The organism is Nitrosospira multiformis (assembly GCF_003050865.1).
GTDB lineage: Bacteria > Pseudomonadota > Gammaproteobacteria > Burkholderiales > Nitrosomonadaceae > Nitrosospira > Nitrosospira multiformis_E.
On sequence record NZ_QAOK01000002.1, the window covers coordinates 77,378 to 101,668 of the forward strand.

The following is a 24,291-nucleotide window of genomic DNA, read 5'->3' on the forward strand; positions in this document are numbered from 1 at the left end:
AAAGGCTTTTTCTTGGAAGACATGCCGTGGTATGTGCTGCTGGCAGCACTGGCTGTTCTGTTGATTTTATCCGCATTTTTTTCTCTTTCCGAAACCAGCATGATGGCGATCAACCGTTACCGGTTGAAGTATCTTGCGAAAGAAGGCCATCGCGGCGCCCGTCTCACCAGCCAGTTGTTGCTGAATACCGACCGTCTTCTGGGGGTGATTCTCCTTGGCAATAACTTACTGAACGCGGCCGCTGCCACACTAGTGGCGGTGATTGTGTCCATTTTCTTCGGCCACAGCGATGCGGCTCTTTTTATTGGAACGGTAGGCGTGACCTTCGCCATTCTGGTATTCAGTGAAATTACCCCGAAAGTTGTCGCCGCTGCCTATCCCGAGCGTATCGCCCTGGCATCAAGCTATGTGTTGACGCCACTACTGAAAGTTTTCTCGCCTGTGGTATGGTTCATCAACCTGTTTGTGAAGGCGCTGCTTATCCTCCTGCGCCTGAAACCGCAGAACGAGGATCTGACCCAGAAAATCAGCCTTGAGGAACTCAAGACACTCGTGCTGGAAGCAGGCCACTTCATCCGGCAAAAACATCAGAGCATGCTGCTCAATCTGTTCGATCTCGAGAACGTCACGGTTGACGACGTCATGGTGCCACGCGGCCAGATCGAGGCAATAGACCTCGAAGACGACGATGAGAGCATCCGGGATCAACTGCTCACGTGTTATCACACACGTCTGCCGGTATACCGCGGTACGATGGATAACGTTACCGGAATAATTCATGTACGCAAGGTGCTCAACCAGATGAGAAGCGAGGAAATCACGGCCGCTACACTCGAGAAAATCATGCGCGAGCCTTACTTCATTCCCTCTGGAACACCATTGTTCTCGCAACTGCAATTATTCCAGGAAAACCGCGAGCGCGTCGGCCTGATCGTGGACGAGTATGGGGAGTGGATGGGGCTGGTGACGCTGGAGGATATTGTCGAAGAAATCATCGGCGAATTCACCACACATGCACCTTCGCAGGCTGGGAACTTCCTGAAACAGGAAGACGGCAGTGTAATCGTGGAAGGCAGCAGCCTGCTGCGCGACCTCAACCGCAAGCTTGGCTGGAACCTGCCTCTGGGCGGCCCCAAGACGTTGAACGGACTCATTCTCGAACATTTCCAGGACATTCCTGAGGCCGGCACCAGCGTGAAAATCGCCGGTTATCCCATGGAAATCATCCAGACGCAGGATCGCGTGGTAAAAGTCGTACGAATCTTTCCCCCATTAGTGCCGATCGAGGAGAAGGTTCCCGACTTCGACGTGGAACCGTAATTCCCGGGGGTGTCTTTTAGATGTCTTTTATTTTCGTGCTCCAACACTCTCCGGCGTTCTTTGTCTCGTTCTGCGCTCTCATTGGTCTGGTTGTCGGCAGTTTTCTGAATGTGGTTATCTACCGCTTGCCGAGAATGCTGGAGCGGGAATGGCAGCAGCAGTGCGCCGAACTGCACGCCGAACTGTTCGCTGGAGCAAACGGAACGGAGCAGTCACACGAACCGCATGAAACCCTGCCGCATGAAATCCTTGTTGCGGGACCGGCTTTCAATCTCATTACGCCGCCTTCCACTTGTTCCAATTGTGGGCACAGGATTACGGCGCTCGAAAATATTCCGCTCATCAGTTACATTGCGTTGAGAGGGCGCTGCTCGCAGTGCCACAGCGCCATTTCCATGCGCTACCCGATGGTGGAAGCATTAACCGCAGCTCTGAGCGGCCTTGTCGCCTGGCATTTTGGTTATGGGGTCATCGCTTTTGCGGCGCTTGCGCTTGTTTGGGCTATGATTGCGCTTGCTTTCATCGACCTGGATACTCAACTGCTGCCCAATGACATCACCATGCCTATGGTATGGGGAGGGTTATTGATCAATCTGGACGGTGGTTTTGCAGATATTCGTTCTGCTGTGATTGGCGCCATGCTGGGGTATCTTGCCCTGTGGTCAGTGTATTGGGGCTATAAACTCCTGACCGGCAGGGAGGGAATGGGTTATGGGGACTTCAAGTTGCTGGCTGCCATTGGCGCCTGGCTGGGATGGCAAATGCTACCCCTGGTGATTCTGTTTTCATCTATCGCGGGAAGCATGGCAGGGCTTGGCCTGATGCTGATAGCAAAGCAGGGGCGTCATGTCCCTATTCCGTTCGGGCCTTATCTGGTGTGTGGAGGAATCGTGGCGCTGCTTTGGGGAAGCGAGATCAACAGCGCTTACCTGGGATTGTTTTAGTCCCATGCTGGTAATCGGTTTGACCGGGGGCATTGGCAGCGGTAAAACCAGTGCTGCCAATATTTTTTCCGTGCTCGGCGCCGGTGTGATCGATACCGACGAGATTGCCCATGAACTCACCCGGCCGGGAGGGGAAAGCATTTTCGCTATCCAGCAAGTGTTCGGGGAAAAATATATCACAGCGGAGGGAGCGCTGAATCGCAAGGAAATGCGCGACCTCGTGTTCGATGACACGGATGCGCGTCGCAAACTGGAGGCTATTCTTCACCCGCTCATCCGGGACGAAGTGTCGCGGAGGGTAGAACTTGCCCAAGCGCCTTACCTGATAATCGTGGTTCCGCTGCTGCTTGAGACCGGCCACTACCGGGGAATAGTCCAGCGCATTTTGGTGGTGGATTGCAGCGAAGGTGTGCAGATCAGCCGCGCCACTGCGCGCAGTGGAATGGATGAACAGGCAGTGCGGTCCGTCATGGCTGCGCAGGTTTCACGTGACGAACGGTTGGGGCAGGCGGATGATGTAATTGTCAACGATGCCGACCTTCCCAACCTCGAGCGGCAGGTACGGACTTTGCACAAGAAATATATGACGCTGGCCCAGGGAAGTTGATTTCAACGCACCACGCCGATTCCCTGCAGGACTTCACATTTGTTGTCCACGGATTTGGCTGCTAAAATAAGAATTTGGAAAAACGCCCATCTGCAGTCCCGGTTCTCTGCCCTGGGCCTCTACTGTGATCCGTTACGAACATCCTCTCAACGAACGTGTCCGCACGCTCCTGCGCCTTGAGGACCTGTTTGACAAGGTGGCGTTCTTTTCTGCGCAGGAAGAGCCCTATGATCACCACGCTGCACTTGTCACCCTGTTCGAGATTCTCGACGTGACAGGCCGCGCCGACATGAAGTCGGAACTGCTGCAGGAATTGGATCGGCAAAAGCAGGCGCTGGAATTGTTGCGTAAAAGCCCGGAGAACCCGGAAGGCGAGCTGGACGAGATGCTGGATGACATTCAGATCTCCTCCCAGGATCTGCGGACCGTTGCCGGAAAAATCGGAGAACCCATGCGCGACAACGAGTGGCTGATGGGCATCAAGCAGCGCGTCGGCGTACCCGGAGGGGCATGCGAATTTGATTTGCCTTCATATCGCTACTGGCTGCATCTCGACCCGGAAGTGCGGCGAAGCGACCTCGATGAATGGATCGGGCCGCTGCTGCCAATCGAGAAAAGTTTCCGTATTCTTTTGCGTCTGCTGCGGGATAGCGGAAGAACCGACAACTACACCGCGAACAAGGGCATGTTCCAGCAGATGGGAGCGGGAAGGACAGTGCACCTGCTATCCCTCAAGCTGGACGAGAGCCTGCCCTGCGTTCCCGAGATCAGCGCGCACAAATTTGCCCTGACCATTCGCTTCGTTGTTTCCAGCTCCACACAGAAAACCAGGCTATACGAAGAAGATGTGGAGTTCGAATTGACTTCCTGCGCTCTATAGAGTCGCGGCTCGATCCATTCCGATCAAAATCGCTATAGCAGCTTTCGCCATACCCACCACTGCTGTACACCCTCCTCAGCTGCAGTAATCACCCTGGCTGTAATCTCTCTCAGATCGCCCTGATCGCTTATACCCGCTATCGTAGGGTTTTTGTCTTTTGGCCCGCCACGTACTATCCTGACATTGGTATTTGCTGGAACAAGCCCAGTAGGTCAGACACTCCTGACAACGTTTCTGATAGTTGAGAGGGACGGAATTTGCTACAAATTTAGGAGATTGCACTCCACTTGATTTACTTGCTTGCATTTTTTCCGCTTGCGCTCGTCGTTCCTATAGTGTTCCCAAGGAGCACTTGAAACTCCTGATCGCTGGCGAGGAGAAGGTTAATGCCCGGCATCTTTATCAGTTATCGACGTGACGACAGTGCTGCCTCTGCCGGGCGGTTATATGATCGCTTAGCCGATCACTTCGGGAAAGAACAAGTCTTCCGCGACCTGAATGCCCTTGCGCCGGGCGCAGAGTTTTTGAAGGTCATCGAGGAGCGAATCGCGCAGTGTAATGTCCTGGTTGCTGTCATCGGTAAAAATTGGGTCAGCATCAGGAGTGCGGCAGGGCAGCGCAGGCTGGATGACCCAAAGGACGCCGTGCGGAGCGAGATTCGCGAAGCGCTCAATCAAAAAAAACTCATCATCCCCATATTGATAGGAGGGGCTGAGGTACCAAAACCCGAGGCGCTTCCGGAAGATATCGCGGCGCTCGTCGGGCGAAATGCAATAGAGATCAGTGAATCCCGCTTTGATTATGATGCAGGCCGCGTGATCGAGGCAATAGAAAAGGCAGGCGTTCCAGCGCAGCTCACGGAGCCGCCCCCGCCAGCACATCAACCGGCACGTCAAGATGAATCGCGAGGTGAACAAGGAGCATGGGCTGCGGTAAGTAACCGGGCCAACCAGCGTACCTGGAAGTTTATTGGGGGTGGGATCGCGGTTGTGGTCGGGGGCTTATGGACGCTTTACACCCATTTTTCAGATAAAGAAACTGCGCCCACCGCTGGCCCGACTGTCATCGCATCAGGTGGAAGCGTGGCTGCGGGCGGTGACATAAACATTTCTGCGGGACGCGATATAAATATCGTAAATGTCGGTTTATCCCCGCTGGAATTCGAGGAATGGCGCCAAAAACTGAAAGAAGAAGCAATGGCGGAACTTGCCAGGGAATTTGCGAAGGAAAGGCAGGCGGACCGGGAAAGAATCACTGCGCTCGAGCTCAAGATTCAAAAAGCAAGCGCTGATCTGGAGTCTCTTGAAGAAGCTACGGCGGGATACAATGCCACCCTTGCGAGCGCCGGCAAAAGCTTGCAGGAAATAGCGCCAGACGTTCCGGAATCGGTCCTTGAACAGGCGCGTGAACTGCTCTTCAAAGGGGACACGGCAAAGGCTGAGGAGTTATTCGAGAAAGCGTTGAGAGCCGATACCAAACGTGCCGCAGAAGCCGCTTTCCAGTTGGGCGAGCTCGCTTTGAGCAGAATCGACTACATCAGCGCGCGCAAATACTATCTGGAAGCTGCACGGCTCCAGCCGGAGAATGCAGAGTATGTCAATAAAGCAGGGAAAATCAACCACGAAATGGGGCGCTACTCTGAAGCCCTCACATTCTATCAGAAGGCCCTCGGTATTCGAGAAAAGTCGCTTGGCCCCAACCATCCAGATGTAGGCGTTAGCCTCAACAATCTTGCTGGGCTTTATCACGACTTGGGTTTATACGACAAGGCCGAGCCATTACTTAAACGCTCATTGGAACTGATGACAAAGGCCCACGGGCCCGACCATCCAGACGTGGCGATTTCGCTGAACAACCTCGCAACGCTTTACTATACAGAGGGTCAATACGCCAAGGCCGAGCCCTTGTATCAGCGATCACTCAAGATTGGGGAAAAAACCTATGGCCCTGACAACCCCCATGTCGCCGTTAGACTCAACAATCTCGCGAAGGTCTATTATGCCCTTGGGGAATACGCTAAAGCCGAACCGCTATTTCGAGGGGCGCTGAAGATTTTCGAAAAAACCCTGGGCCCCGATCACCCTAACGTGGCGACCAACCTCAGCAATCTGGCGGGGTTCTACTATACTCTCGGTGAATACGCCAAGGCGGAGCCCTTGTATCTGCGCGCGCTTACGATTCGCGAAAAGACCCTGGGGCCCGACCATCCTGATATAGCGGCAAGCCTCAACAACCTAGCCACGCTTTACTATGCGGAAGAGAAATATTCCGAGGCCGAACCCTTGTACAAGCGTTCGCTAGCCATTCTGGAAAAAATCCTCGGCCCGGATCATCCTCACGTGGCTGCTAACCTCAACAATCTGGCGGAACTCTACCAGGAGCAGGGGCAATACGCCAAGGCCGAGCCTTTATATCAACGCTCGCTGAAAATTTGGGAAAAGTCCGTGGGACCCGATCATCCCCACGTGGCGATCTGCCTCAATAACCTTGCCACCCTTTACTATAACAAGGGGCAATATGCCAAAGCCGAACCTTTGTACAAGCGCTCATTGAAGATATGGGAAAAGGCGCTTGGCCGTGACCATCTCGATGTCGCGAACGCGCTGGATGCCTACGCTGACCTGTTGGATAAGATGGGGCGCGCTAAAGAAGCAGCATCAAAGCGCGCCCGCGGGGAGGCGATTCGGGAGAAGCATGCGAGGGTGAATGGCGGCGGTAACAACAAGAACTAGGAGACGGCTTATTTTTCAAGCCGTGTCTAGTCATGATTTTACTATCTGCGCACACGCCCTGCGCACACGCGAGGCGCCTTTATTTGGGCGGCATATTGGCCGACTTAGTATATGTCGCGAATATAACGTCCTTATTGTCCCCACTTGAGTAGCACGTAACCGAAGGGGTTTTTCTTGCCTTTCTTGCCCCACGTTATACATCGCGCTATAAACAGTTATCGTTTGCACATACTTAACAAGTGTAATTGTAACAATTCTCCTTGGTCGAGTCGTAGCAATACTGATCAGCCTCGCTGCCGTCCTTGCAAAGACGCTTGGGACACCAGGCACATGGAGAAGTCTTTTCACATTTTTTCTTCTTCTTAAAATCGTTACAGTTGACCTCCTGACCACCGTGGCCTCTAACGATAGACCAAGCCAACCCAACAGTACCAATAATAATGCTGAAAGGGATTATATTGGGATAAATTTTTTCGCGTACATCGGCTATTAAACGGCTCGATGCTTTATCAGTAGTAAGAGCAACTTTTTGTATTAGTTTCTCTTTGGCTTGATTTAATTCGATCGGCGATAAATTGGGCACGCATCGGATGAAGTCGTCTAATTCCGCCCGTAGGTCCCCGGTTTCTTCCCGCAGGGCTGCGCGTCGCCGTTTGCTAGCTGGTTTAGTATCTGCTTTCATTTTAATTCCCTCCAGTTATAGTAGGAAATGCGTGTTCTGCAGCGTCAATTGTCGATATTAATTCGCATGTGCTTGTAACAAGAGATACGCCTATCATATTTAGTTGAATAAACCTGCCGGCGTATGTTCCCTGAACCTGGCATTCATATAATGTGTGATTTCATAGCTTAGATTCTTTAAAAGTTTAACGTAAGCCGCAGAAAAAATGTCCGGCTAGGGATGAAACGTGGTGCAGTAATCTCATTGGCTTGAAAATTGTTGCTCTTGAAAAAGAAATTCTCGTCAAGAAGGTTTCTGCCCTCGAGACTAACGATACCTCTACGATTAGGAAATCGGTAGCCAAGAACTGCGTCGAGTAGCACGAAATTGTCATCTACAGTTGTCGGTACAGATACTTCGTCCCCATCTTCCCCCACCTCCAATGACTCCATTCGCCTCAATTCTTGCCTAACATATGTCGTTGTAACAGTAGCAAATATTCCAGACGGGTTGAAGTAGTTCAGGCTTAGAGGTGCGCTTAATGTTTCAATCCGAAAGGGGTCATCGATATCGAGATTCTCGGACGGAGCGCGGGTAAATTTCTCAAACCGAGACTCGCCCCGAATTGCCCAGTTTGGGTGAGGTATCCAGTAAAGGTAAGCGGAGTAAACCCTCTCTTGTTGCTTTTCCTCCCGCGATAACTCTCTTTTTAGAAAAAAGGGAACTGCAAGATCACGAACTGATGCCTCAAGGCCCCCGTACAGGTTGGTTGCGACACGAGCATCCAGCCCAATCCCCTTGCGTCGAGCTTTAGTACCATTAACGTCATCGAACAGTTGATTAAAGCCGGCGACTTGAGTTGGTTCGATGGTCTGATTGGCGATCAAAAATGATTTGACTGTCTCGAACCATGCCAGCCGAAGACGCAGATTAGCGGTAATATTCCATTGCATGCCAAGTTTGGGATTAAATTTATTGACTTCGAAGTTTTCTTGATCTTTTAAGGAGTCATAACCTAAACCGAGAGTCCAGCTTAAGTTTTTAATAGGATTAAAGTTCATATAAAAATAACCGGTATTTCGCCATTTTTTAAAATGGATATCTTGACTATCAACTTGGAACTGGAAAGTACCAATCCCCGCGAGGAAATTAACGCGGTCACCCCGGAACAAATATTGAGTTTCAACTTGATAACCGAAGTCCTTCGTTAGGCTCTCATTCGGGCCAGTTCTACGGTCGTTATACATAGCTGAAACAATAAAATCCTGCGTTGGCGACAACGAGGCTCGCGCTCCTATACGTGCGGTATCTTGAGCTAATTCTCGCCGAAAGTTCGACTCAAGGGGCTGATCAAACCTCAGCAATAGGTCGCCATTTTCAGTCTTGCGAGTGCGCACTTCCGCCTGAACGTTGAACCTCGGCGTTACTGCGTACTGGAAGAAAGCGTTGTAGACGTTGTGTTTTTGATCGTTGTTTTCGCGAAAGCCATTTGTGTTGTAGTGAAATTGACCAATGCTAACTGAAGCGCGCTCATAAAGCGCCGAGAGGACAGCCTCGTCCCCTATCGTGCCATGGTTTCCTAAGATGCCTGAAGCTACGAGTTGAGGTTTGTTGCGCTCAACTAGTGGCGTGAATTCGTTAAAGCCGCCTACTGTCGGCCCGGTGCTCGTGATGATATTAAGATCGGCTACAGTAAGGTGGGGCTGGACAGGGTTGACGTTGATTGGTTGCAGGAGTTGAGCCTGAAGCAACTCGCTTGCACGGGCAATCTCGTGCCAAGGAACATTACGATATGCATCAGAAAGAAAGCGGTGTGATGAGTGGCTGCCTGGATCAAAACTCAAGGACTTTGCCGTTTCCATAAGCGCGCGCTTCTCGAACCCCAGATTGTCATAAATACGGGCCAAGCTGGAACCGCGCGCTGCCTGGTCGCGGTCCAGCAGGAGCTTTGAGCGATACACTGCCCGATTGTCATTGAGATCAATGGATTTCTGTAAATCCCATAGGGCCTCCACTGGGCGATTTTGCGTCTGTTTCTGGATCGCATCATAAAACCAGGGCGTGGGGTCATTCGGATCGAGGGCTTTACCCATATCGAATTGCGCTTCGGCCAGGTTGTAGCGTTTCTCCTCGAAATATGCTTTGCCGAGATAGCTGCGTATCAAGGAATTCATTGGATCAAGGGCGGCTGCAATCTCCATTTCCATACGCCCAGCTTCGACATCTCCCTCGCGCAATTTTGCGAGGCCCATGCCGAGTCTTGGCATGGGGTCTGCCGAGTCGAGTTCGATGGCTTTGGCAAAGGCTGCCTTTGCTGCCTTGGTGTCGATGCGGGTCAGGTGGGCAAATCCCAGCACGGTCTGTGTCTTCGAGAGATTGGGGTTCAGGTCGACTGCGCGCTCCGCGGCTTCCAGAGCCCGCTCCAGGTAACCGGCCGACATGTGCAGTTCCGCAATGCGTGCCCAGATAAGCGCATTCTGGGGATCAAACTCTGCGGCTTTCTGCACGCTTTCAAGCGTCGCCTCGATCTGGAAGTGCGCCTGCTGCGTATAGGAGAGCGCCAGCCGGGCAGTTGACGATTCCTGATCGAGCTCGACTGCCTTGGTCGCCAAGTTCAGCGCCTGATCCTTGTCGTTTTGCACGACAGCTATGATGGCCTGAAGAGCATAGGCGTCGCTGTTTCGCGGGTCTAAATTGAGCGCTTGCGCGATATCTGTTCTTCCTTCCTCGACCCTTCCGACCGAGAGTAAAAGACCGGCGCGATAAGTCAAAAAGCGAGGGGAATGCGCAGTTTCTGGCACCTCATCCAGCGCAGCCAGCGCCTCGGGCAACCTGCCTTGCCTATAAAGTGCAAGGGAGGCGCGCAAGGCCAGTTGAACTGGCTCAGCGGTCAGCTTCTCGTCCAGGCGATAGCTGATGATGGTGGGGTAATACAGGGTCCATTGCACTGCGTCGGTAGGCCGGACGACTTTTTCCTTGCGGGGCGCCTCACCTTTAAGCACGCTTGCCGCTTCGTTGCTGACCAGGCTGACGCTCCCCTGCTCGTTGCTGGCCGATACCGTGCCTTCATAAATTACCAGTTTGGCGCGGTCCTCATCAGTACCGATAAAGAATTCCGTTCCTTCAATATCGGCTGTGACAAGGCGTGTTTTAACCCTGAAGGGCTTGGGCGTGCGCGTAATGACAAAGAGATTGCCGGTAACCAGTTCCACCAGTGCGGCCCTATCCCGGGCAGGGGCGGCGAGCGTGAGGACGGTCTTCTGATCGAGCCGCAAGGTGCTCTCGTTGCTAAGTCGCAAAGCAGCGCGGCTATTCTCTGCAACACGGACTGTATCGCCAGGGCAAAGAACAACATTCAACTTGGCCGCTTGCCAGTTGGCTTCCTTAACCCGACGTAGTTCTACAGCGCCTTGCACGGAAACCATGAGCGCGATGCTCGGCCTGCAGAGCTCAGCTGCGTGGACGTCCAGGGCCAGGGCGGAAACCGCCACGACCGTGATCAGAAGGGAGGCCGTCATGGGTTTCCAGTTGTGCTGCGATCTTTGTGAATGCATACAATAAAATTCCATGCTTCTTCTTTTGCCGCAGCGAGTTGGATAAAAGGTTTCTTACATGACAGTAAGTTTCTCTATTGGAAAAAAATCGTATCGTAGGATTCAGCGAATCCCTTCTTTAACTAAAGCAATAAAAATGCCATCTTTGTTGCTTGAAGTAGTCCCTTATCCATCAATAACTTGGCCTGATTCATTTTCACTGGAACGGGTCATGTTTTGCACGTTGATATCAGGGTTAAAAACACGCAGAAACCCTTTTAGTGCTTTAAATTCTATACATGCGTGCATGGGTAAGAAATGACCCCTACCGGGTAAAAATTGACCTATGTATGCACTGTGCAGCTACTTCTCACTCGTAGACGCGATGCTGCAAGAACAGCGGCCTTCGTGGCGAAGACACGACAAAAGCTGGGCCTTGATCAGCGCCAGGCGGGAGAGATTTTCGGCGGTGGCGTCAACGCTTTTTCTCGTTATGAGAGCGGAAAAGTGAGAACGCCCGTATCAGTCATGCAGCTGCTTACGCTGCTCGACCGGCACCCCGAGCTGTTTGAGGAAATCAGGCAAAGGAGATATTGGATCGGGAGGACCACACGAATTCCGTGAGGAGGCATCCGAAAAGTCAGGTATGACTACATCGTAAGTAATTCACGTTTCTGCTAAATCGTGAATTACTCGTCGCTGGTAACCCGGCCATATCTGGATGGGTAACCAAGGAGAAAGTGTGGGTGTTCAGATTCAGAATGAGTAGCTCAAAGCGCTAAGGATCGGGAGGGGAATCTGAAAACAGGAGAATCAGTGTTCTACAAAGACTTTGCTTTTATTCATACTATGCTTTTTTAGCAATTTCCCAAACGCGCGACGATCTTTTCCGACAAGGCTCGCAGCTTTTGTGACGTTACCCTGCGCTCTGACCATGGCTTCGGCGAGGTAATACTGTTCAAAAGTTGCTATGGCGCGATTTTTGGCCTCGGTGAAGCTCAAGCCGTTCAACTCGGGGAGGCGGCGGTCAAATCCCGATCGCCGTTCGACTTCGGTGGGCGCGAGCGATGCGATATTTATGACAGATTCGTCGGCGAGAAGATACTCGCGATAGATCAGATTTTCCAGTTCCCGTATATTCCCCGGCCAACTGTATTTATCAAACCATGCGATAGTATTCGGATGTAAAGTTTTGTTGCCACGGTTAAAACGCGCGGAGCATTCGCGCAGGAAGTAATCTGCCAACAGAGCCGCGTCACCTTGGCGCTCACGGAGTGGCGGCAGGGTGAGGTACATGATTTTGAGGCGAAACAGAAGATCGAGCCGGAATTCGCCTTTCTCGGCCAGTTGCCCTAAGTTTCTGTTACTGGCGATGATTATCCTCACGTTTGCAGAGCGCGCCGTCCCGCTTCCCAGTGGAAAGTACTGCTGATCCTGAAAGAACCGGAGCAGGGTAACTTGCGCTTTGGGAGATAACGCATCCACTTCATCCAGGAAGAGTGTGCCGGACTGCGCGTGCGCAATCAGACCTGGGCGTTTCGACTGCGCCCCGGTGTAGGCGCCCCGTTCGTGTCCGAACAGTTCGTTTTCAACGAGGGTGTCCGGGATGGCGCCGCAATTTATCGGCACAAACGGGCCGTCTCGCCTCGTGCTGCTGCCGTGAATTGCCCGTGCGGCCAGTTCTTTTCCTGTGCCTGTTTCGCCTTCGATAAGAACAGGTGCGTCGCAACCTGCAATTTTCTCAATGAGCTGGGTAACTTTTGCGAAGGCAGGGGATTGTCCAATCATGTTCTCTGCACCTGGGAGCGGGAAGATTAATCAATTCTTATCAATTCTTACGTAAGGGATTCAAAAAAGCCGTGTGGAACTCATCTTTCTGCATGGCTCCTCGTGGTATAAGTATTAAAGGACAAGATTAAATACGCCGGTAGCTGTAAAATCTTACAGGTTAAAGGTACCCCCTCAGTCTGGTGCTTCCTCGCAGCGTTTCCATCGTATTTCCATTGCTAATCATTGCTAATCATTGCTAATTTTCACGGTTTAACACATATTCACGTGCCTGCCTTCGTTTGATCCATCAATTCAGCTACTTCCTGTAATACCAATGCAAAATTTCTTCGCACTCATCCCGGCGGCAGGTTCAGGCTCGCGCATGGGCGACCAGATGCCCAAGCAATACTTGCCCCTGGCAGGAAAACCCATGATTCGTCATGCGCTGGCAACGTTGTGCAACTCGCCCCGCCTTTCCCGAGTCTTTGTTGTGCTGTCTCCGGGAGATGGAGAGTGGGCGCGCCATGACTGGTCAGAATTTTCAAACAAGCTGTCGATGCTCGAATGCGGGGGAGCTACACGGGCCGAGACCGTGCTGAATGGTTTAAAAGCAGCGCAGGAAGAGACGGCGATCGAGGATGATAACTGGGTGCTGGTCCATGATGCTGCACGGCCCTGTTTAGGAGAGAAGCTTCTGGATAAACTGATGGATGAACTGGAAGAGGATGAGGTAGGTGGATTACTCGCGGTTCCGGTCGCAGACACCTTGAAGCGAAGCGATTCCACTTGCCGGGTTGAACGTACAGAACCGAGGGAAGGGCTTTGGCAGGCCCAAACACCGCAGATGTTCCGGTACCGAACGCTGGTGGACGCCCTGAGCAGGGCTGGAGGTGTAACCATGACTGACGATGCAGGCGCGATCGAAGCACTGGGTCTGCGCCCAAAACTGGTTCTGAGCGATGCGCGCAACCTGAAAGTTACTTATCCTCAGGATCTCGCACTGGCGGAGTTGATACTGAAAAATCTGTAAATGGTAGTGAAGTGGTGACGGTTGCGGCTTATTAGCCAGTTGTAGTAGTAGATCCAGCCATCGGTGAACAAGATTCGGGCAAAGCCCGACCTGCTACTTCTAGCATCTGTGGGGGGATGGAGGTCGCAAGCTGTAACCCATCATTGAATAATAGGATGATTGCACTTCGCTCCACCCATCCTGCAGCTGAGCAATTTTTATCATAGTAGGTCAGGCTCTGCCTGACGAGTCACGCAAAGCACCGATTACTGTTTCTCATATTTTTCCCGGAATTAAACAAGAAGAGGTGATAGTGGACGGATTCAGAATCGGGCAGGGTTTTGATGTACACCAGCTGGTCGAGGGTCGTAAGCTTATTATCGGCGGAGTGACCATTCCCTACGAGAAAGGTTTGCTGGGGCATTCCGACGCGGATGTACTGCTGCATGCAATATGTGACGCGGTACTGGGAGCTGCGGCATTGGGTGACATCGGCAGGCATTTTTCTGACACTGATCCGCGTTACAGGAATATTGACAGCCGCGTGCTACTGCGGAGCGTGGGCAACCTCCTTGCGGAACGCGGCTACAGGGTGGTGAATGTCGATGCCACTATCATCGCACAGGCGCCTAAAATGGAGGCTCATATACCTTCCATGATCGGAAATATTGCGGAGGACCTGAGCATGCAGCCCGGAGATGTCAACGTCAAGGCCAAGACCGCTGAACGTCTTGGTCCGGTAGGGCGAGGCGAGGGAATAGAGGCGGAAGCGGTATGCCTGATTACCCGAATAAATCAAGCGAATGACTGAGCGAAAAACAATCGGGACGTAAATTGAGTGGAAAGTGACCGGCGGGTGAGCGGGTAGATGAATGGTGGCAGATGGCTGAAGAGACCAGGCTTGTCAGACAAAAAACAGTACGCCTGTTTTTTGCGATATGGCCCGACAGGGAAGCCTGCATGCAGCTGGTACGGCTGACCGGGCGATTAGCATCGTTTTGCGAGGGGCGGAAAACAAAAACGGACAACATTCACCTCACATTGGTTTTCGTAGGGGAGGTGGATGCAAGCCAAATGGCTGCTTTATACAAGGCAGCGGATGAAATCAAGGATTCCGGGGGGCGCGCTTTCGATCTGATTATCGAAAGAATCTGCATGTGGAAGCGCAAGAATATCGTTTATGCGGAAATCAGCGAGATTCCCCAGCCGCTCATCGATCTGGTCGAAGCTTTGCAGAGCAGACTTTCATTGGCAGGATTTTCATTGGAGGAGCGGCCTTACAAGCCCCATATCACGCTCATGAGGAATGCATCCTGTAAAACGCTGCCTGAGCTGGCAGAACCGATGGTGTGGCGGGTGCGGGAGTGGGTATTGGTTAGATCGGACCGGACCAGCGACGGTTCGGTTTATACGCCGATCGGCCGCTGGTCTCTGGAAGGATGGTCAAACCATCCTAATAACTGAATAATCAAAGATAAATGCAGCTCTCCAGTTGTTTTACCAGGTTTCTTTCATTGGCCCTGGTGTAATCCTTTTCAAAAGTATCGCTTACGAGGTTGCGCACCTGGCTTCCAAGATTGCTATTGATGAGACCGATAAATGGCGCCGATACAACCAGGATCAGGCGTTGATAACTGTTGGTTTTGCGCCCATTCTCCAGTTCCCGGGCTAGCTGCGAGGCGAAAGTCCATGCCTCATGCTGCTTTGGATCGGTGGCGGGTATGTAGGAGCCGCGACCATTCCCGTTACTTCTGTTATGTCCCGGGCGATCGGTAACCAGGTCCACCCGCTTCTCCCTGCTGGCGTCATGCCGGAATTCCCTGAGTTTCTGTAATCCTTTTCTTGGGCCGTAGTTTGCGTAAAGATATGCTGCGCTTGCGTTTGCAACCAGAATCCACGTGATGCTCATGACTCCTCCGTGCGAGTAGTGATAAAGTTAAACGAACTGGAGTGTTGCTCAACAATAGACAATGATTTCTCCGCCGAAGTTTCCATACGGGTTGTCATTGTACTGACATTATGCTCGATATTTCTTCGACTTGGCCTTGAAAATTCTCGCTTTCGATACATCCAGCGAATATTGTTCTGTTGCGCTGTTGCTGGAGCGTGACCTCCTTGGTGAGGAGGTTCTTGCGGGACAGCGCCACTCCGAACTCGTTTTGCCGATGGTGAGTCGAATACTGGATGAAAGCGGACTGACGCTGGTACAACTGGACGGCATCGCTTTCGGCTCGGGTCCCGGATCCTTCACCGGGTTGCGCATTGCCTGCGGAATAGCGCAGGGACTGGCTTTCGGGGCGGGACTGCCAGTGATCGGAATAGGTACATTGGAAGCATTGGCACAGCAAGCTGGTGGAACACAGGTCATCACCGCGCTGGATGCGCGCATGCACGAGATCTATCATGCTGCTTACAGGAAAGGGCTGGACGGATGGCAAGCCGTGAGCGAGCCCATACTCTGCCTGCCGCAAAATGCGCCTCCGCTGCAGGAGCAGGACTGGACAGGTTGCGGCAGCGGGTTCGATATGTATCCCACAGTGCTGCGCAAACGTTACGAAGGCTACCTCAATCACATCATCAGCGGCGTCCGGCCGGATGCGCGGGCAATGACGCAACTGGCTGCACCCCGATTCGCGAGGGGACAGGGGCTCGATCCGGCTGATGCCGCTCCGCTCTATATTCGAAACAAGGTGGCCCTGAAGGAAAAGGAGCGATGAGTGCCCAATTGCAGGAAGCGCCCCGAATAAGGCGAATGGTGCCCTCAGACCTCGAAGCGGTAGTGACGATTGAGAGGGAGGTTTTTCTTTTTCCGTGGACTCAGGGCAATTTCAGCGATTCGCTCGACGCAGGCTATCATTGCCGGGTATTGGAGCAGGATGGACATATTTTTGGATATGGCGTAATGACAATCGGGGCAGAAGAAGCACATTTGCTGACGCTCAGTATTGCGCCGGAATCACAAGGAAAGGGTTGGGGTGAAAAATTGCTGCGCCATTTCATCGGGATTGCAAGGGAGCAGCTGGCGCTCACCATGTTTTTGGACGTGCGCGAATCCAACCATGCTGCTGCCCGGCTGTATGAACGTCTCGGATTCAGGCAGATCGGGAAGCGCAAGGATTATTATCCCGCAATGGGCGGACGCGAAGACTCGCTGGTGATGGAACTGGTGTTGTGATCAGCAACGACAGAAAACGGATCAGACGCGGCGAGATACTCAAAGAGTTGGGGTTGACGCCGGTATGGCGCGTCAGGGAACGTACCGACGATGAGAGTGTACCCGCAGTGCTGGAATCGGTTCAGGTGACGGTAGCGCCGGTTGTTGCGCATCCCGAATTCGAAGAACAGGTAGAACAGGCTTGCGTGCGATCTGTCGACGCGGCAGAGAAGCGCCGGGCGACGATTCTGCAGATGGACTGGGATCAGCTTAAAGAGAGTGTGGAAGGCTGTGTGGCTTGCCAGCTATGCAACTCACGTACGCGCACCGTGTTTGGCGTAGGGGATCCGGGTGCGGACTGGCTTTACGTAGGTGAAGGACCCGGTGCGCAAGAGGATGCGCTTGGTGAACCCTTTGTGGGGCAGGCAGGCAAGCTGCTGGATAACATGCTGATGGCCATTGGTTTAAATCGAGGTCGCGATGTTTTTATAGCCAATATCGTAAAATGCCGCCCGCCTGGCAATCGCGAGCCTTCGGACGACGAAGCGCAATGTTGCGAGCCGTACCTCGCGCGGCAAATCGAGCTGCTCAAGCCGAAGCTGATTGTTGCGCTTGGCAAAACCGCCGCCAGGAATCTGCTCAATACCGATGCAAGCATAGGCAGCCTTCGGGGCAGACTCCATCAGCACGAAGGTATTCCGGTGATCGTCACTTATCACCCGGCTTATCTGCTGCGCACGCTGGTTGCCAAAGCAAAGGCATGGGAGGACCTGTGTTTCGCCCAAAGCACTATGCAGGCCTTGAAGGCCTCGGAATAAATCCGCGTTTGGGAACAGCAGGCGATACAGTCTCCTGGCATTACTCCTTGGGGGGCCGTTGTGATTCCATATTTGCAGAGGAGTCCATTTTTTGCTTGAAAAGTAGCGCGCGGAGAGCTTCATTTGCGGCTTTGGCCGCCTCCGGGTCGGAATCATCCAGGTGACGGCGAAGCTTCCCTTCGGATTCCGCCGCACCGATGTCCCCCAGCATCGTTAAAACCAGCGGCATGTTTCTGCGATTTTCCAGCTCGTGCTCCAAAAGAGGGATTGCCTTGCGGCCGCTCTGCACGAGGAACATCCCGGCCAAAGTCCTCACATTTTCGTTTGGCGAACTTAACCCCTCGATCAGCCTCTGTCCGCTGGCGCCCGTACCGAACAGTTTCCAGACCATGTTTGCGCGGTACAAGTCGGCTGCTTTGATGAGCCATTGCGAGCTTTCCCCCTTGCCATTCAGTGATCCTTCAGATTTTCGTTGGGACGTCATACCGTATCCATATATCCGGCTCGTGAGGTGCGGAATGGTCGAACCAGACAGGTAATACATTTTCTATGATATCCGGATGGTTGAATCGCTGCCCGCCGCGATCCGCCAGAATCACCAGATCCAGTCGCACCCGCACCGATACCACGCGGTTTACGTGTCCGAAGTTGGGCCAGTACTTGTGGGGATGTACCGGACAGGCGAGGAGAACCATTCTGCCGATATCGATTGCCTGGTTTGCCAGCAGGACGACGTTGGCTCCATGGCTATGGGCAAAAAAATCCGGTGATTCAAGTCCCTTGCCTTGCACCCATGCCGTCAGCGTAAGCGCTGCCAAGGCGCGGGCTTGGTCGCTGTATCCGCCGGACCATTCAAATCGGTCCGATCCTGAATAAACGGAGGGGTCTACGGATTGCAGAATATAAGTGTGAAAGTCTCCCCCCGGCTGCCACCAGCTAGCTGTTCTCGCCCAGGTGCCATGGATAATGAGGCTGGTGTGAGCAGGCTCGCCTTCTCCCCCGTAGTCGGTATTTTGTAAAAGGGGCACCAGCGCGGGGTGTTCCGGCAGTATGCGCGCCAGTGCGGTGGCGGCCACATCCCGTATCAATAGTTCCTTGCTTGCTGTGCCTAGGGCAAGAATGGACACAAGGCGCTCCATGTCGCCTTGAAAAGTGGGGTGAGGTATGAAGAATCCGTCAACAGCGTCCAGATACGAGATGGCAGCTGCGACCCGCACCAACTCATCGGAATGATGCAATGAGACCGCTAGAAGCCTGAGAAGCGACTGCGCGTCACGGATCTCGAAAAATTGGACAGTATATTTCGTTTGCAGCTCGGAGATTGGTTTGGCATAAATCGGTTGGCCGATGAGAGTACCGCTTATCGTTCCGGGGGAGAGTGCGTTTTCCTTTTCAATCTCATTGATGAGCTCAGTGAGCAGCAGATTTTCGGGTGACACTTCTATGCCCATCTTTGCCACATCTGGTGGGATGCCGAGCGATTCGAGGTCTTCAGGTGGAACGCTTTCAGGATCCGGCGGGCGTTTCCTGTAGCGAGCCAGGATATGCGTTGGCTTAAACAGTATGCCTGCATAGAGCAGAAAGGCGGCCTGCGATTGGGCGGCAATGTCATTATCCATGCTGAAAGCATCTGGTATTCGGAGCGGCTTATCGACAACTGTGGAATAAGGCATGGTTTCTCCTTCGGGCAGGTGGTTTTTTGTTACACCTATTCGATCACGTCGCTTTTAATTCTAGGACAGCCTGCCTCGTTATGCTTCATTCAGGGAAAGCGGTTCGGCGGGGCAGAGTGCCCAATGATGTGGGATGAAAATGACTTCCGCGCGGGAATGATAACGAACTCGTCTCTCGAACTCATTCGATTAGTCCCTCTTGAAATCCGCGCACTCGTCCTTATTTCTTTCCTTATTCATGAGTTCGCCTATACTTATCCATATCGGCATTTTTCCAGGAAGATTTTCATGAACAACGTGCTGCGGTCTCTGATATTGCTTCTGGTGCTCAGCCTGAGTGGTTGTGGATACAATACCTTGCAGTCTACGGATGAGCAGATCAAGGCAAGCTGGGGTGAAGTGCTGAACCAGTATCAACGCCGTGCTGACCTCATCCCCAATCTGGTAAACGTTGTAAAAGGTTTTGCTGCCCAGGAGAAAGAAGTGCTGCTGGGCGTAACCAACGCGCGTTCCAGGGTGGGCAGCATCCAGGCCACGCCCGAGCTTTTCAATGACCCGGAGGCATTTGCGAAGTTTCAGAGTGCCCAAGGGGAATTGTCGAGTGCTCTGTCGCGTTTGCTGGTTGTAGTGGAGAAATACCCGGAACTGAAATCAAATGCCAACTTCCGGGAATTGCAGGCGCAACTGGAAGGCACGGAGAATCGTATTGCCGTGGCCCGTAACCGTTACATCAAGGCGGTTCAGGAATACAACATCGTAGTGCGCTCCTTCCCCACCAACCTTACCGCGATGGTGTTCGGCTACAAGGTGAAGCCCAGCCTCACCGTTGATGACGAGAAAGCGATTTCAACCGCGCCCAAGGTGGATTTCAGCAAGCCCTAGGCGGAAGAGGCGTTTGCTGATCTTGGAGCTTGAAATTGGACTCCACCCATCCTACTCGCGACACCAGCCGGAAATGGCAAGGGCTTACATATGATTCATGCCGGGAAAAAAATCCTCGTATTCATCGCTCTGCTTATTTCAGCCTCCCTGTCGATGGCGGATGCCGCGATTCCGCCTCTCAAAGCCCGTGTTACCGATCTTACCGGTACACTTTCTGCAAACGAAGCTACCCAACTTGAGCAGAAGCTCGCCGCATTTGAAGCCAGGAAAGGCAGCCAGATTGCCGTATTGATCGTTCCCACCACCCAGCCTGAAACCATCGAACAGTATTCAATTCGGGTAGTGGATGCCTGGAAGCTGGGACGCAAGGGTATTGATGACGGTGTTCTGCTGCTGGTTGCAAAGCAGGATAGAACTGTGCGCGTGGAAGTGGGCTATGGTCTGGAGGGCGTGCTTCCGGACGCCGTGGCGAAGCGGATAACCGACGATATCATCGTGCCCGAATTCAGACAGGGCCGATTTGCGTCAGGCATAAATGCCGGTGTCGATCGAATAATAGGGGTAGTCGAAGGAGAGTCCTTACCCCCACCTCCCGCCCGTTCCGCACATGGCGGCGATTCTTCCGCTGCCGCCGATATTCTGGTGAATAATATTATTTTTGTCTTTATCCTGCTCTTCATTGCGGCCAAGGTATTTCAGTCCATTTTCGGCCGCTTTCTCGGTGCGACGCTGATGAGCGCAGTGGCAGCCATTATCGTCTGGCTGGTATTCGCTTCGATATTACTTGCCTTGATCGCCGCTGCCTTTGCGTTTTTCATCAGCCTGTTCGGCCATGCCGGCAGCGGAATTTACAGAGGAGGGCGCGGCTGGCCGGGTGGCTTTGGTGGTTATGGAGGATGGGGTGGCAGGGGCGGTCCCGGCGGCTTCGGCGGTGGCGGGGGTTTCGGCGGAGGCGGGGGGGGCTTCGGTGGCGGCGGCGCCTCAGGGAGATGGTAGATGGATTTCACGCGAGTACTGCGGCATCTTTTTACAGGACCATTGGCGGTGCGCAAGGCATTTCCCGCTACAGCCCTTACCGCTATCGAACATGCGATCGCACAGTCGGAATTCGGTCATCGGGGAGAAATCCGCTTTGCAGTGGAGGCGGCACTGGATATGCTGCCTCTGGTGAGAGCAACATCGGCACATGATCGGGCTATCGAAGTATTTTCGCAGTTGCGCGTGTGGGATACCGAGCATAACAACGGTATCCTGATTTACCTGCTTCTGGCCGATCACAATGTCGAAATCGTTGCTGACCGGGGCATCGACGCGAAGGTCGGCCATGAAAAGTGGGAAACCATCTGCCGTGAAATGGAAACCCATTTCAGTCAGGGGAAGTTTGAATCCGGGGTCATCAGTGGAATCCAGGCAGTGGGTTGTCATTTGCACGAGCATTTCCCGCTCGGGCGGGAAAGTGGGGAAAATGAACTGTCCAACAGACCAGTTATCCTGTAGGCATTACGGCCGATAATTCCACAATAGCCTTCGATGTACCCCTAGATTCCCCTAAATTCCCCTAAATTCACTCAGTGCCCCTTGTGTGCGCCAATGAGATGAAGAGAATCCTCGATGCTCTGGTTGTGCAGGTGCCACTGGCGTATCACCGCCATGATCACGGCTACGAACAGGCCGAACAGAATAATCACCGTATACACATGCACGTCAAAGCTCACCAGCAACGCATACAGTCCCAGCATAGTGAGAATACTGAGATTCTCGTTGAAATTCTGGACAGCAATAGAGTGACCGGCGCCCATCAGGATGTGACCGCGGTGTTGCAGCAGTGCATTCATTGGCACGACAAAAAATCCGGCAAGTCCGCCAATCAGCATGAGAAGCGGAATGGCAATCCACAACTCGCGGGCAAAAATCATTGCCATTACCACAATGCCCATGGCAATGCCCAGAGGAATCACCTTCACGGAATGCCGGAGTGACACTATTCGTGCTGCAAGGACTGCGCCTATGGCAATGCCGACGGCGACTACGCCCTGGAGTTGCGCCGCCTTGCTCAAGGGATAACCGAGGGCAACATCTGCCCATTTCAGCACGATGAATTGCAGCGTTGCACCCGCGCCCCAGAAAAGGGTTGTTACCGCCAGTGAAATCTGCCCCAGTTTGTCTGCCCACAGTAGCCTCATGCAGTGACCGAATTCATGCACGAGAAACATTGGATTTTTCCTGAGAATGCGGTGATCGACTCCCGTGTTGGGGATGTAAAGATTGAAGATGGCAGCAGCAGTATAAAATATGGCGATGAGCAGTATGCTTGCTTCCGGTACAGTGTCCACGCCGGTATCGATCAAGGGAAAATCGAACGACAGCAGGACAGCGGAGATGGCTGGCGAGATCAGCAAGCCGCCCAACACCGTGCCCAGTATGATGGAGGCCACGGTCAAGCCTTCGATCCAGCCATTGGCGATGACGAGTTTTTCGGGCGGCAGCAGTTCAGTCAGTATCCCGTATTTTGCGGGGGAATAGGCGGCCGCGCCAAGCCCGACTACCGCGTAGGCGGCAAGCGCGAAGTACTGGTGCATGGCCAGGAAAAGCAGGCTGCAGCCCACAATCTTGATCGCATTGCTGATGAACATGACGCGGCCCTTGGCCATGGAATCCGCGAAGGCTCCGACGAAAGGCGCGAGGATCACGTAAAAGAGAACAAACACAAACTTGAGCATCGGAGTGAGATAAGCGGGCGCGTGCAGCTCCACCAAAAGGGCAATGGCAACAACCAACAGCGCATTGTCGGCTAGCGAAGAAAAAAACTGGGCCGCCATAATGGTATAAAATCCGCGTTTCAAGCGTTTTCTCCTAGAACTTGACCTTCTTTTTAACGATGAGGCGTGGCATTATACAACGGTCGTCGGACCCTCTCCTGATGGAAAATTTCAAACCTTTGATGCTGCCCAAAAAATACCTGGTCTGGAGCACTCATAACAACTCTCGTTCCCGCAAAATCCCTTCAAAGAAAATCTTCAAGAAAAACTTCCGGATATCCCTGAATTACCATGTCGCGTCCCATTCAAGCGTTGATTGATCCCGCCGCGCTCGAGCACAACCTGGCTATCGTTCGTCGACATGCGCCGCGTTCACGCGTGATGGCGGTCATCAAGGCGGATGCATACGGTCACGGGTTGTTGCGCGCTGCCGAGGCCCTGGCGGAGGCAGAGGGATTTGCCCTGCTCGAACTGGATGCTGCCGTGCGTTTAAGAGAGGCGGGCTATCGCCAGACGATTCTGTTGCTAGAAGGTTTTTTCGACGTAGACGAACTGCGCTGGATCGAGCAATGCCATTTAAGTACCGTGGTGCATCACCCCGAGCAGCTTGCCATGCTGGAGGCGGTTCGACGGCGTGCAACGCTGGATGTATTTCTGAAGCTCAATAGCGGCATGAACCGGCTCGGATTTACACCCCAGGAATTTCCCGCTGCGCTGGAGCGCCTCAAGGCGAATTCCGCGGTGCGGCAAATCACCCTCATGACCCATTTTGCATGTGCCGACGAATCGGACAGAAACGACAGCATTGCAGCGCAACTGCAATGTTTCAACCTGGCTGCGGGAGGGAGAAATATGCCTCGTTCGCTCGCGAATTCTGCCGCCATTCTTCGTTTTCCCGAAGCACATGCTGACTGGGTGCGTCCCGGCATCATGCTTTATGGTTCCTCACCGCTTGCTCACACAACCGCAGAGCAACTGGGTTTGCAACCCGCCATGACTGTATCGAGCAGAATTATCTCTGTGCAAACACTCAGGCCAAGCGACGGCGCGGGTTACGGGTACGCTTTTCGGGCGGACCGATCGATGCGAGTGGGCATAGTTGCAGGGGGCTATGCTGATGGCTATCCCCGCCATGCTCCTACCGGTACCCCGGTGCTTGTAAAGGGAAGACGAACACGGGTTGTGGGACGCATCTCCATGGACATGCTGCATGTGGACCTGAGCGAGATCGAAGATGCGGGCGTAGGCAGCCCGGTAACGCTATGGGGGAGGGGCATGCCGGTTGATGAGGTTGCGCAGGCCGCTGGTACACTGGGCTATGAACTGTTGTGCGCGATCGCGCCGAGAATGCAAAGGGTAACGTAAGCAGGAAGCGCTTTGGAAGCGCATTGTCGGGCGGAGCCCGACAATGCGATCGTCGAGCAATGGATCTACTCCATCCCATTCGCGCGTTTGCAGACAGATAGCTCAAAGATGCTTTCAGACACAAAAAAGGCAGCCTTGGCTGCCTTTTTTGTACTCCGGAGCGATGAGCTGCCGGGTAAAGGGA

23 protein-coding genes are annotated in these 24,291 nt (G+C 53.2%); 16 read left to right on the top strand and 7 right to left on the bottom strand.

Annotation, left to right across the window (positions count from 1 at the left end; all coding sequences use genetic code 11):
- The first annotated feature begins 21 nt into the window (after positions 1–21).
- From C8R21_RS01665 to C8R21_RS01685, 5 genes are all read left to right on the top strand, one after another.
- A complete protein-coding gene (locus C8R21_RS01665) occupies positions 22–1,320 on the top strand; it encodes an HlyC/CorC family transporter (protein ID WP_107761148.1) in 1,299 nt (432 codons plus the stop codon).
- Positions 1,321–1,340: 20 nt separating this feature from the next.
- The gene (locus C8R21_RS01670) at positions 1,341–2,264 is read left to right on the top strand and encodes a prepilin peptidase (RefSeq protein WP_107761149.1); all 924 of its coding nucleotides are present in this window, start codon (positions 1,341–1,343) and stop codon (positions 2,262–2,264) included.
- Between the two features lie 4 nt (positions 2,265–2,268).
- A complete protein-coding gene (coaE, locus tag C8R21_RS01675) occupies positions 2,269–2,871 on the top strand; it encodes a dephospho-CoA kinase (RefSeq protein ID WP_107761150.1) in 603 nt (200 codons plus the stop codon).
- Between the two features lie 124 nt (positions 2,872–2,995).
- A complete protein-coding gene (zapD, locus tag C8R21_RS01680) occupies positions 2,996–3,751 on the top strand; it encodes a cell division protein ZapD (protein ID WP_107761151.1) in 756 nt (251 codons plus the stop codon).
- Positions 3,752–4,137: 386 nt separating this feature from the next.
- Positions 4,138–6,483 (top strand): tetratricopeptide repeat protein, encoded by a 2,346-nt coding sequence (locus C8R21_RS01685; protein ID WP_107761152.1) that lies wholly within the window; start codon positions 4,138–4,140, stop codon positions 6,481–6,483.
- A gap of 232 nt (positions 6,484–6,715) precedes the next feature.
- Here C8R21_RS01685 and C8R21_RS01690 read toward each other — a convergent pair whose 3' ends face one another.
- On the bottom strand, positions 6,716–7,165 hold the full coding sequence (locus tag C8R21_RS01690) for a hypothetical protein (protein WP_107761153.1): 450 nt from the start codon (positions 7,163–7,165) through the stop codon (positions 6,716–6,718).
- A 176-nt stretch (positions 7,166–7,341) separates the two neighbouring features.
- Positions 7,342–10,662, bottom strand: a complete 3,321-nt coding sequence (locus C8R21_RS01695) for a FecR domain-containing protein (protein WP_107761154.1) — start codon at positions 10,660–10,662, stop codon at positions 7,342–7,344.
- A 372-nt stretch (positions 10,663–11,034) separates the two neighbouring features.
- Here C8R21_RS01695 and C8R21_RS01700 point away from each other — a divergent pair, with 372 nt between their 5' ends.
- On the top strand, positions 11,035–11,301 hold the full coding sequence (locus C8R21_RS01700; RefSeq protein WP_258192195.1) for a type II toxin-antitoxin system MqsA family antitoxin: 267 nt from the start codon (positions 11,035–11,037) through the stop codon (positions 11,299–11,301).
- Between the two features lie 189 nt (positions 11,302–11,490).
- Here the strand turns inward: C8R21_RS01700 and C8R21_RS01705 are convergent, their stop codons facing one another.
- Positions 11,491–12,465: a sigma 54-interacting transcriptional regulator gene (locus C8R21_RS01705; RefSeq protein WP_107761156.1), complete on the bottom strand. Its 975-nt coding sequence runs from the start codon at positions 12,463–12,465 to the stop codon at positions 11,491–11,493.
- A 316-nt stretch (positions 12,466–12,781) separates the two neighbouring features.
- On the opposite strand from C8R21_RS01705, the gene ispD reads away from it, so the two are divergent.
- The 3 genes from ispD to thpR all read left to right on the top strand — a co-directional run bounded on the left by ispD (position 12,782) and on the right by thpR (position 14,920).
- Positions 12,782–13,477, top strand: a complete 696-nt coding sequence (gene ispD, locus C8R21_RS01710; protein ID WP_107761157.1) for a 2-C-methyl-D-erythritol 4-phosphate cytidylyltransferase — start codon at positions 12,782–12,784, stop codon at positions 13,475–13,477.
- A 292-nt stretch (positions 13,478–13,769) separates the two neighbouring features.
- Positions 13,770–14,267 carry a 2-C-methyl-D-erythritol 2,4-cyclodiphosphate synthase gene (gene ispF / locus C8R21_RS01715; protein ID WP_107761248.1) on the top strand — a complete coding sequence of 166 codons (498 nt, stop codon included), beginning with the start codon at positions 13,770–13,772 and terminating at the stop codon, positions 14,265–14,267.
- 71 nt (positions 14,268–14,338) lie between these two features.
- Positions 14,339–14,920, top strand: a complete 582-nt coding sequence (gene thpR / locus C8R21_RS01720; protein WP_107761158.1) for an RNA 2',3'-cyclic phosphodiesterase — start codon at positions 14,339–14,341, stop codon at positions 14,918–14,920.
- Between the two features lie 4 nt (positions 14,921–14,924).
- On the opposite strand, the gene C8R21_RS01725 is transcribed toward thpR, so the two are convergent.
- Positions 14,925–15,365: a host attachment protein gene (locus C8R21_RS01725; protein WP_074703856.1), complete on the bottom strand. Its 441-nt coding sequence runs from the start codon at positions 15,363–15,365 to the stop codon at positions 14,925–14,927.
- Between the two features lie 136 nt (positions 15,366–15,501).
- On the opposite strand from C8R21_RS01725, the gene tsaB reads away from it, so the two are divergent.
- From tsaB to C8R21_RS01740, 3 genes are read left to right on the top strand one after another with little or no spacing between them, the layout of a single operon-like run.
- Positions 15,502–16,173: a tRNA (adenosine(37)-N6)-threonylcarbamoyltransferase complex dimerization subunit type 1 TsaB gene (gene tsaB, locus C8R21_RS01730; RefSeq protein WP_107761249.1), complete on the top strand. Its 672-nt coding sequence runs from the start codon at positions 15,502–15,504 to the stop codon at positions 16,171–16,173.
- A complete protein-coding gene (gene rimI / locus C8R21_RS01735) occupies positions 16,170–16,631 on the top strand; it encodes a ribosomal protein S18-alanine N-acetyltransferase (RefSeq protein WP_074974677.1) in 462 nt (153 codons plus the stop codon). Before tsaB ends, rimI begins: the two co-directional genes overlap by 4 nt.
- Entirely contained in the window at positions 16,628–17,428 is an 801-nt protein-coding gene (locus C8R21_RS01740; protein ID WP_219906592.1) for a uracil-DNA glycosylase, read from the top strand. Before rimI ends, C8R21_RS01740 begins: the two co-directional genes overlap by 4 nt.
- A 40-nt stretch (positions 17,429–17,468) precedes the next feature.
- Here C8R21_RS01740 and C8R21_RS01745 read toward each other — a convergent pair whose 3' ends face one another.
- Both C8R21_RS01745 and C8R21_RS01750 read right to left on the bottom strand, forming a co-directional pair.
- On the bottom strand, positions 17,469–17,912 hold the full coding sequence (locus C8R21_RS01745; RefSeq protein ID WP_107761159.1) for a HEAT repeat domain-containing protein: 444 nt from the start codon (positions 17,910–17,912) through the stop codon (positions 17,469–17,471).
- Complete coding sequence (locus C8R21_RS01750) at positions 17,890–19,101, bottom strand: hypothetical protein (protein ID WP_107761160.1); 1,212 nt, start codon at positions 19,099–19,101, stop codon at positions 17,890–17,892. Before C8R21_RS01750 ends, C8R21_RS01745 begins: the two co-directional genes overlap by 23 nt.
- Before the next feature lie 288 nt (positions 19,102–19,389).
- Here C8R21_RS01750 and C8R21_RS01755 point away from each other — a divergent pair, with 288 nt between their 5' ends.
- The 3 genes from C8R21_RS01755 to C8R21_RS01765 all read left to right on the top strand — a co-directional run bounded on the left by C8R21_RS01755 (position 19,390) and on the right by C8R21_RS01765 (position 21,480).
- Positions 19,390–19,983, top strand: coding sequence for a LemA family protein (locus C8R21_RS01755; RefSeq protein WP_074974761.1), 594 nt, complete (start codon positions 19,390–19,392; stop codon positions 19,981–19,983).
- Between the two features lie 90 nt (positions 19,984–20,073).
- Positions 20,074–20,979 (top strand): TPM domain-containing protein, encoded by a 906-nt coding sequence (locus C8R21_RS01760; protein ID WP_107761161.1) that lies wholly within the window; start codon positions 20,074–20,076, stop codon positions 20,977–20,979.
- The gene (locus C8R21_RS01765) at positions 20,980–21,480 is read left to right on the top strand and encodes a TPM domain-containing protein (RefSeq protein ID WP_107761162.1); all 501 of its coding nucleotides are present in this window, start codon (positions 20,980–20,982) and stop codon (positions 21,478–21,480) included. It abuts the gene before it with no gap.
- Between the two features lie 71 nt (positions 21,481–21,551).
- Here C8R21_RS01765 and lplT read toward each other — a convergent pair whose 3' ends face one another.
- The gene (gene lplT, locus C8R21_RS01770) at positions 21,552–22,826 is read right to left on the bottom strand and encodes a lysophospholipid transporter LplT (protein WP_107761163.1); all 1,275 of its coding nucleotides are present in this window, start codon (positions 22,824–22,826) and stop codon (positions 21,552–21,554) included.
- A 207-nt stretch (positions 22,827–23,033) separates the two neighbouring features.
- Between lplT and alr the strand changes: the two genes are divergently transcribed.
- On the top strand, positions 23,034–24,107 hold the full coding sequence (alr, locus tag C8R21_RS01775) for an alanine racemase (RefSeq protein WP_107761164.1): 1,074 nt from the start codon (positions 23,034–23,036) through the stop codon (positions 24,105–24,107).
- Positions 24,108–24,291: the final 184 nt, after the last annotated feature.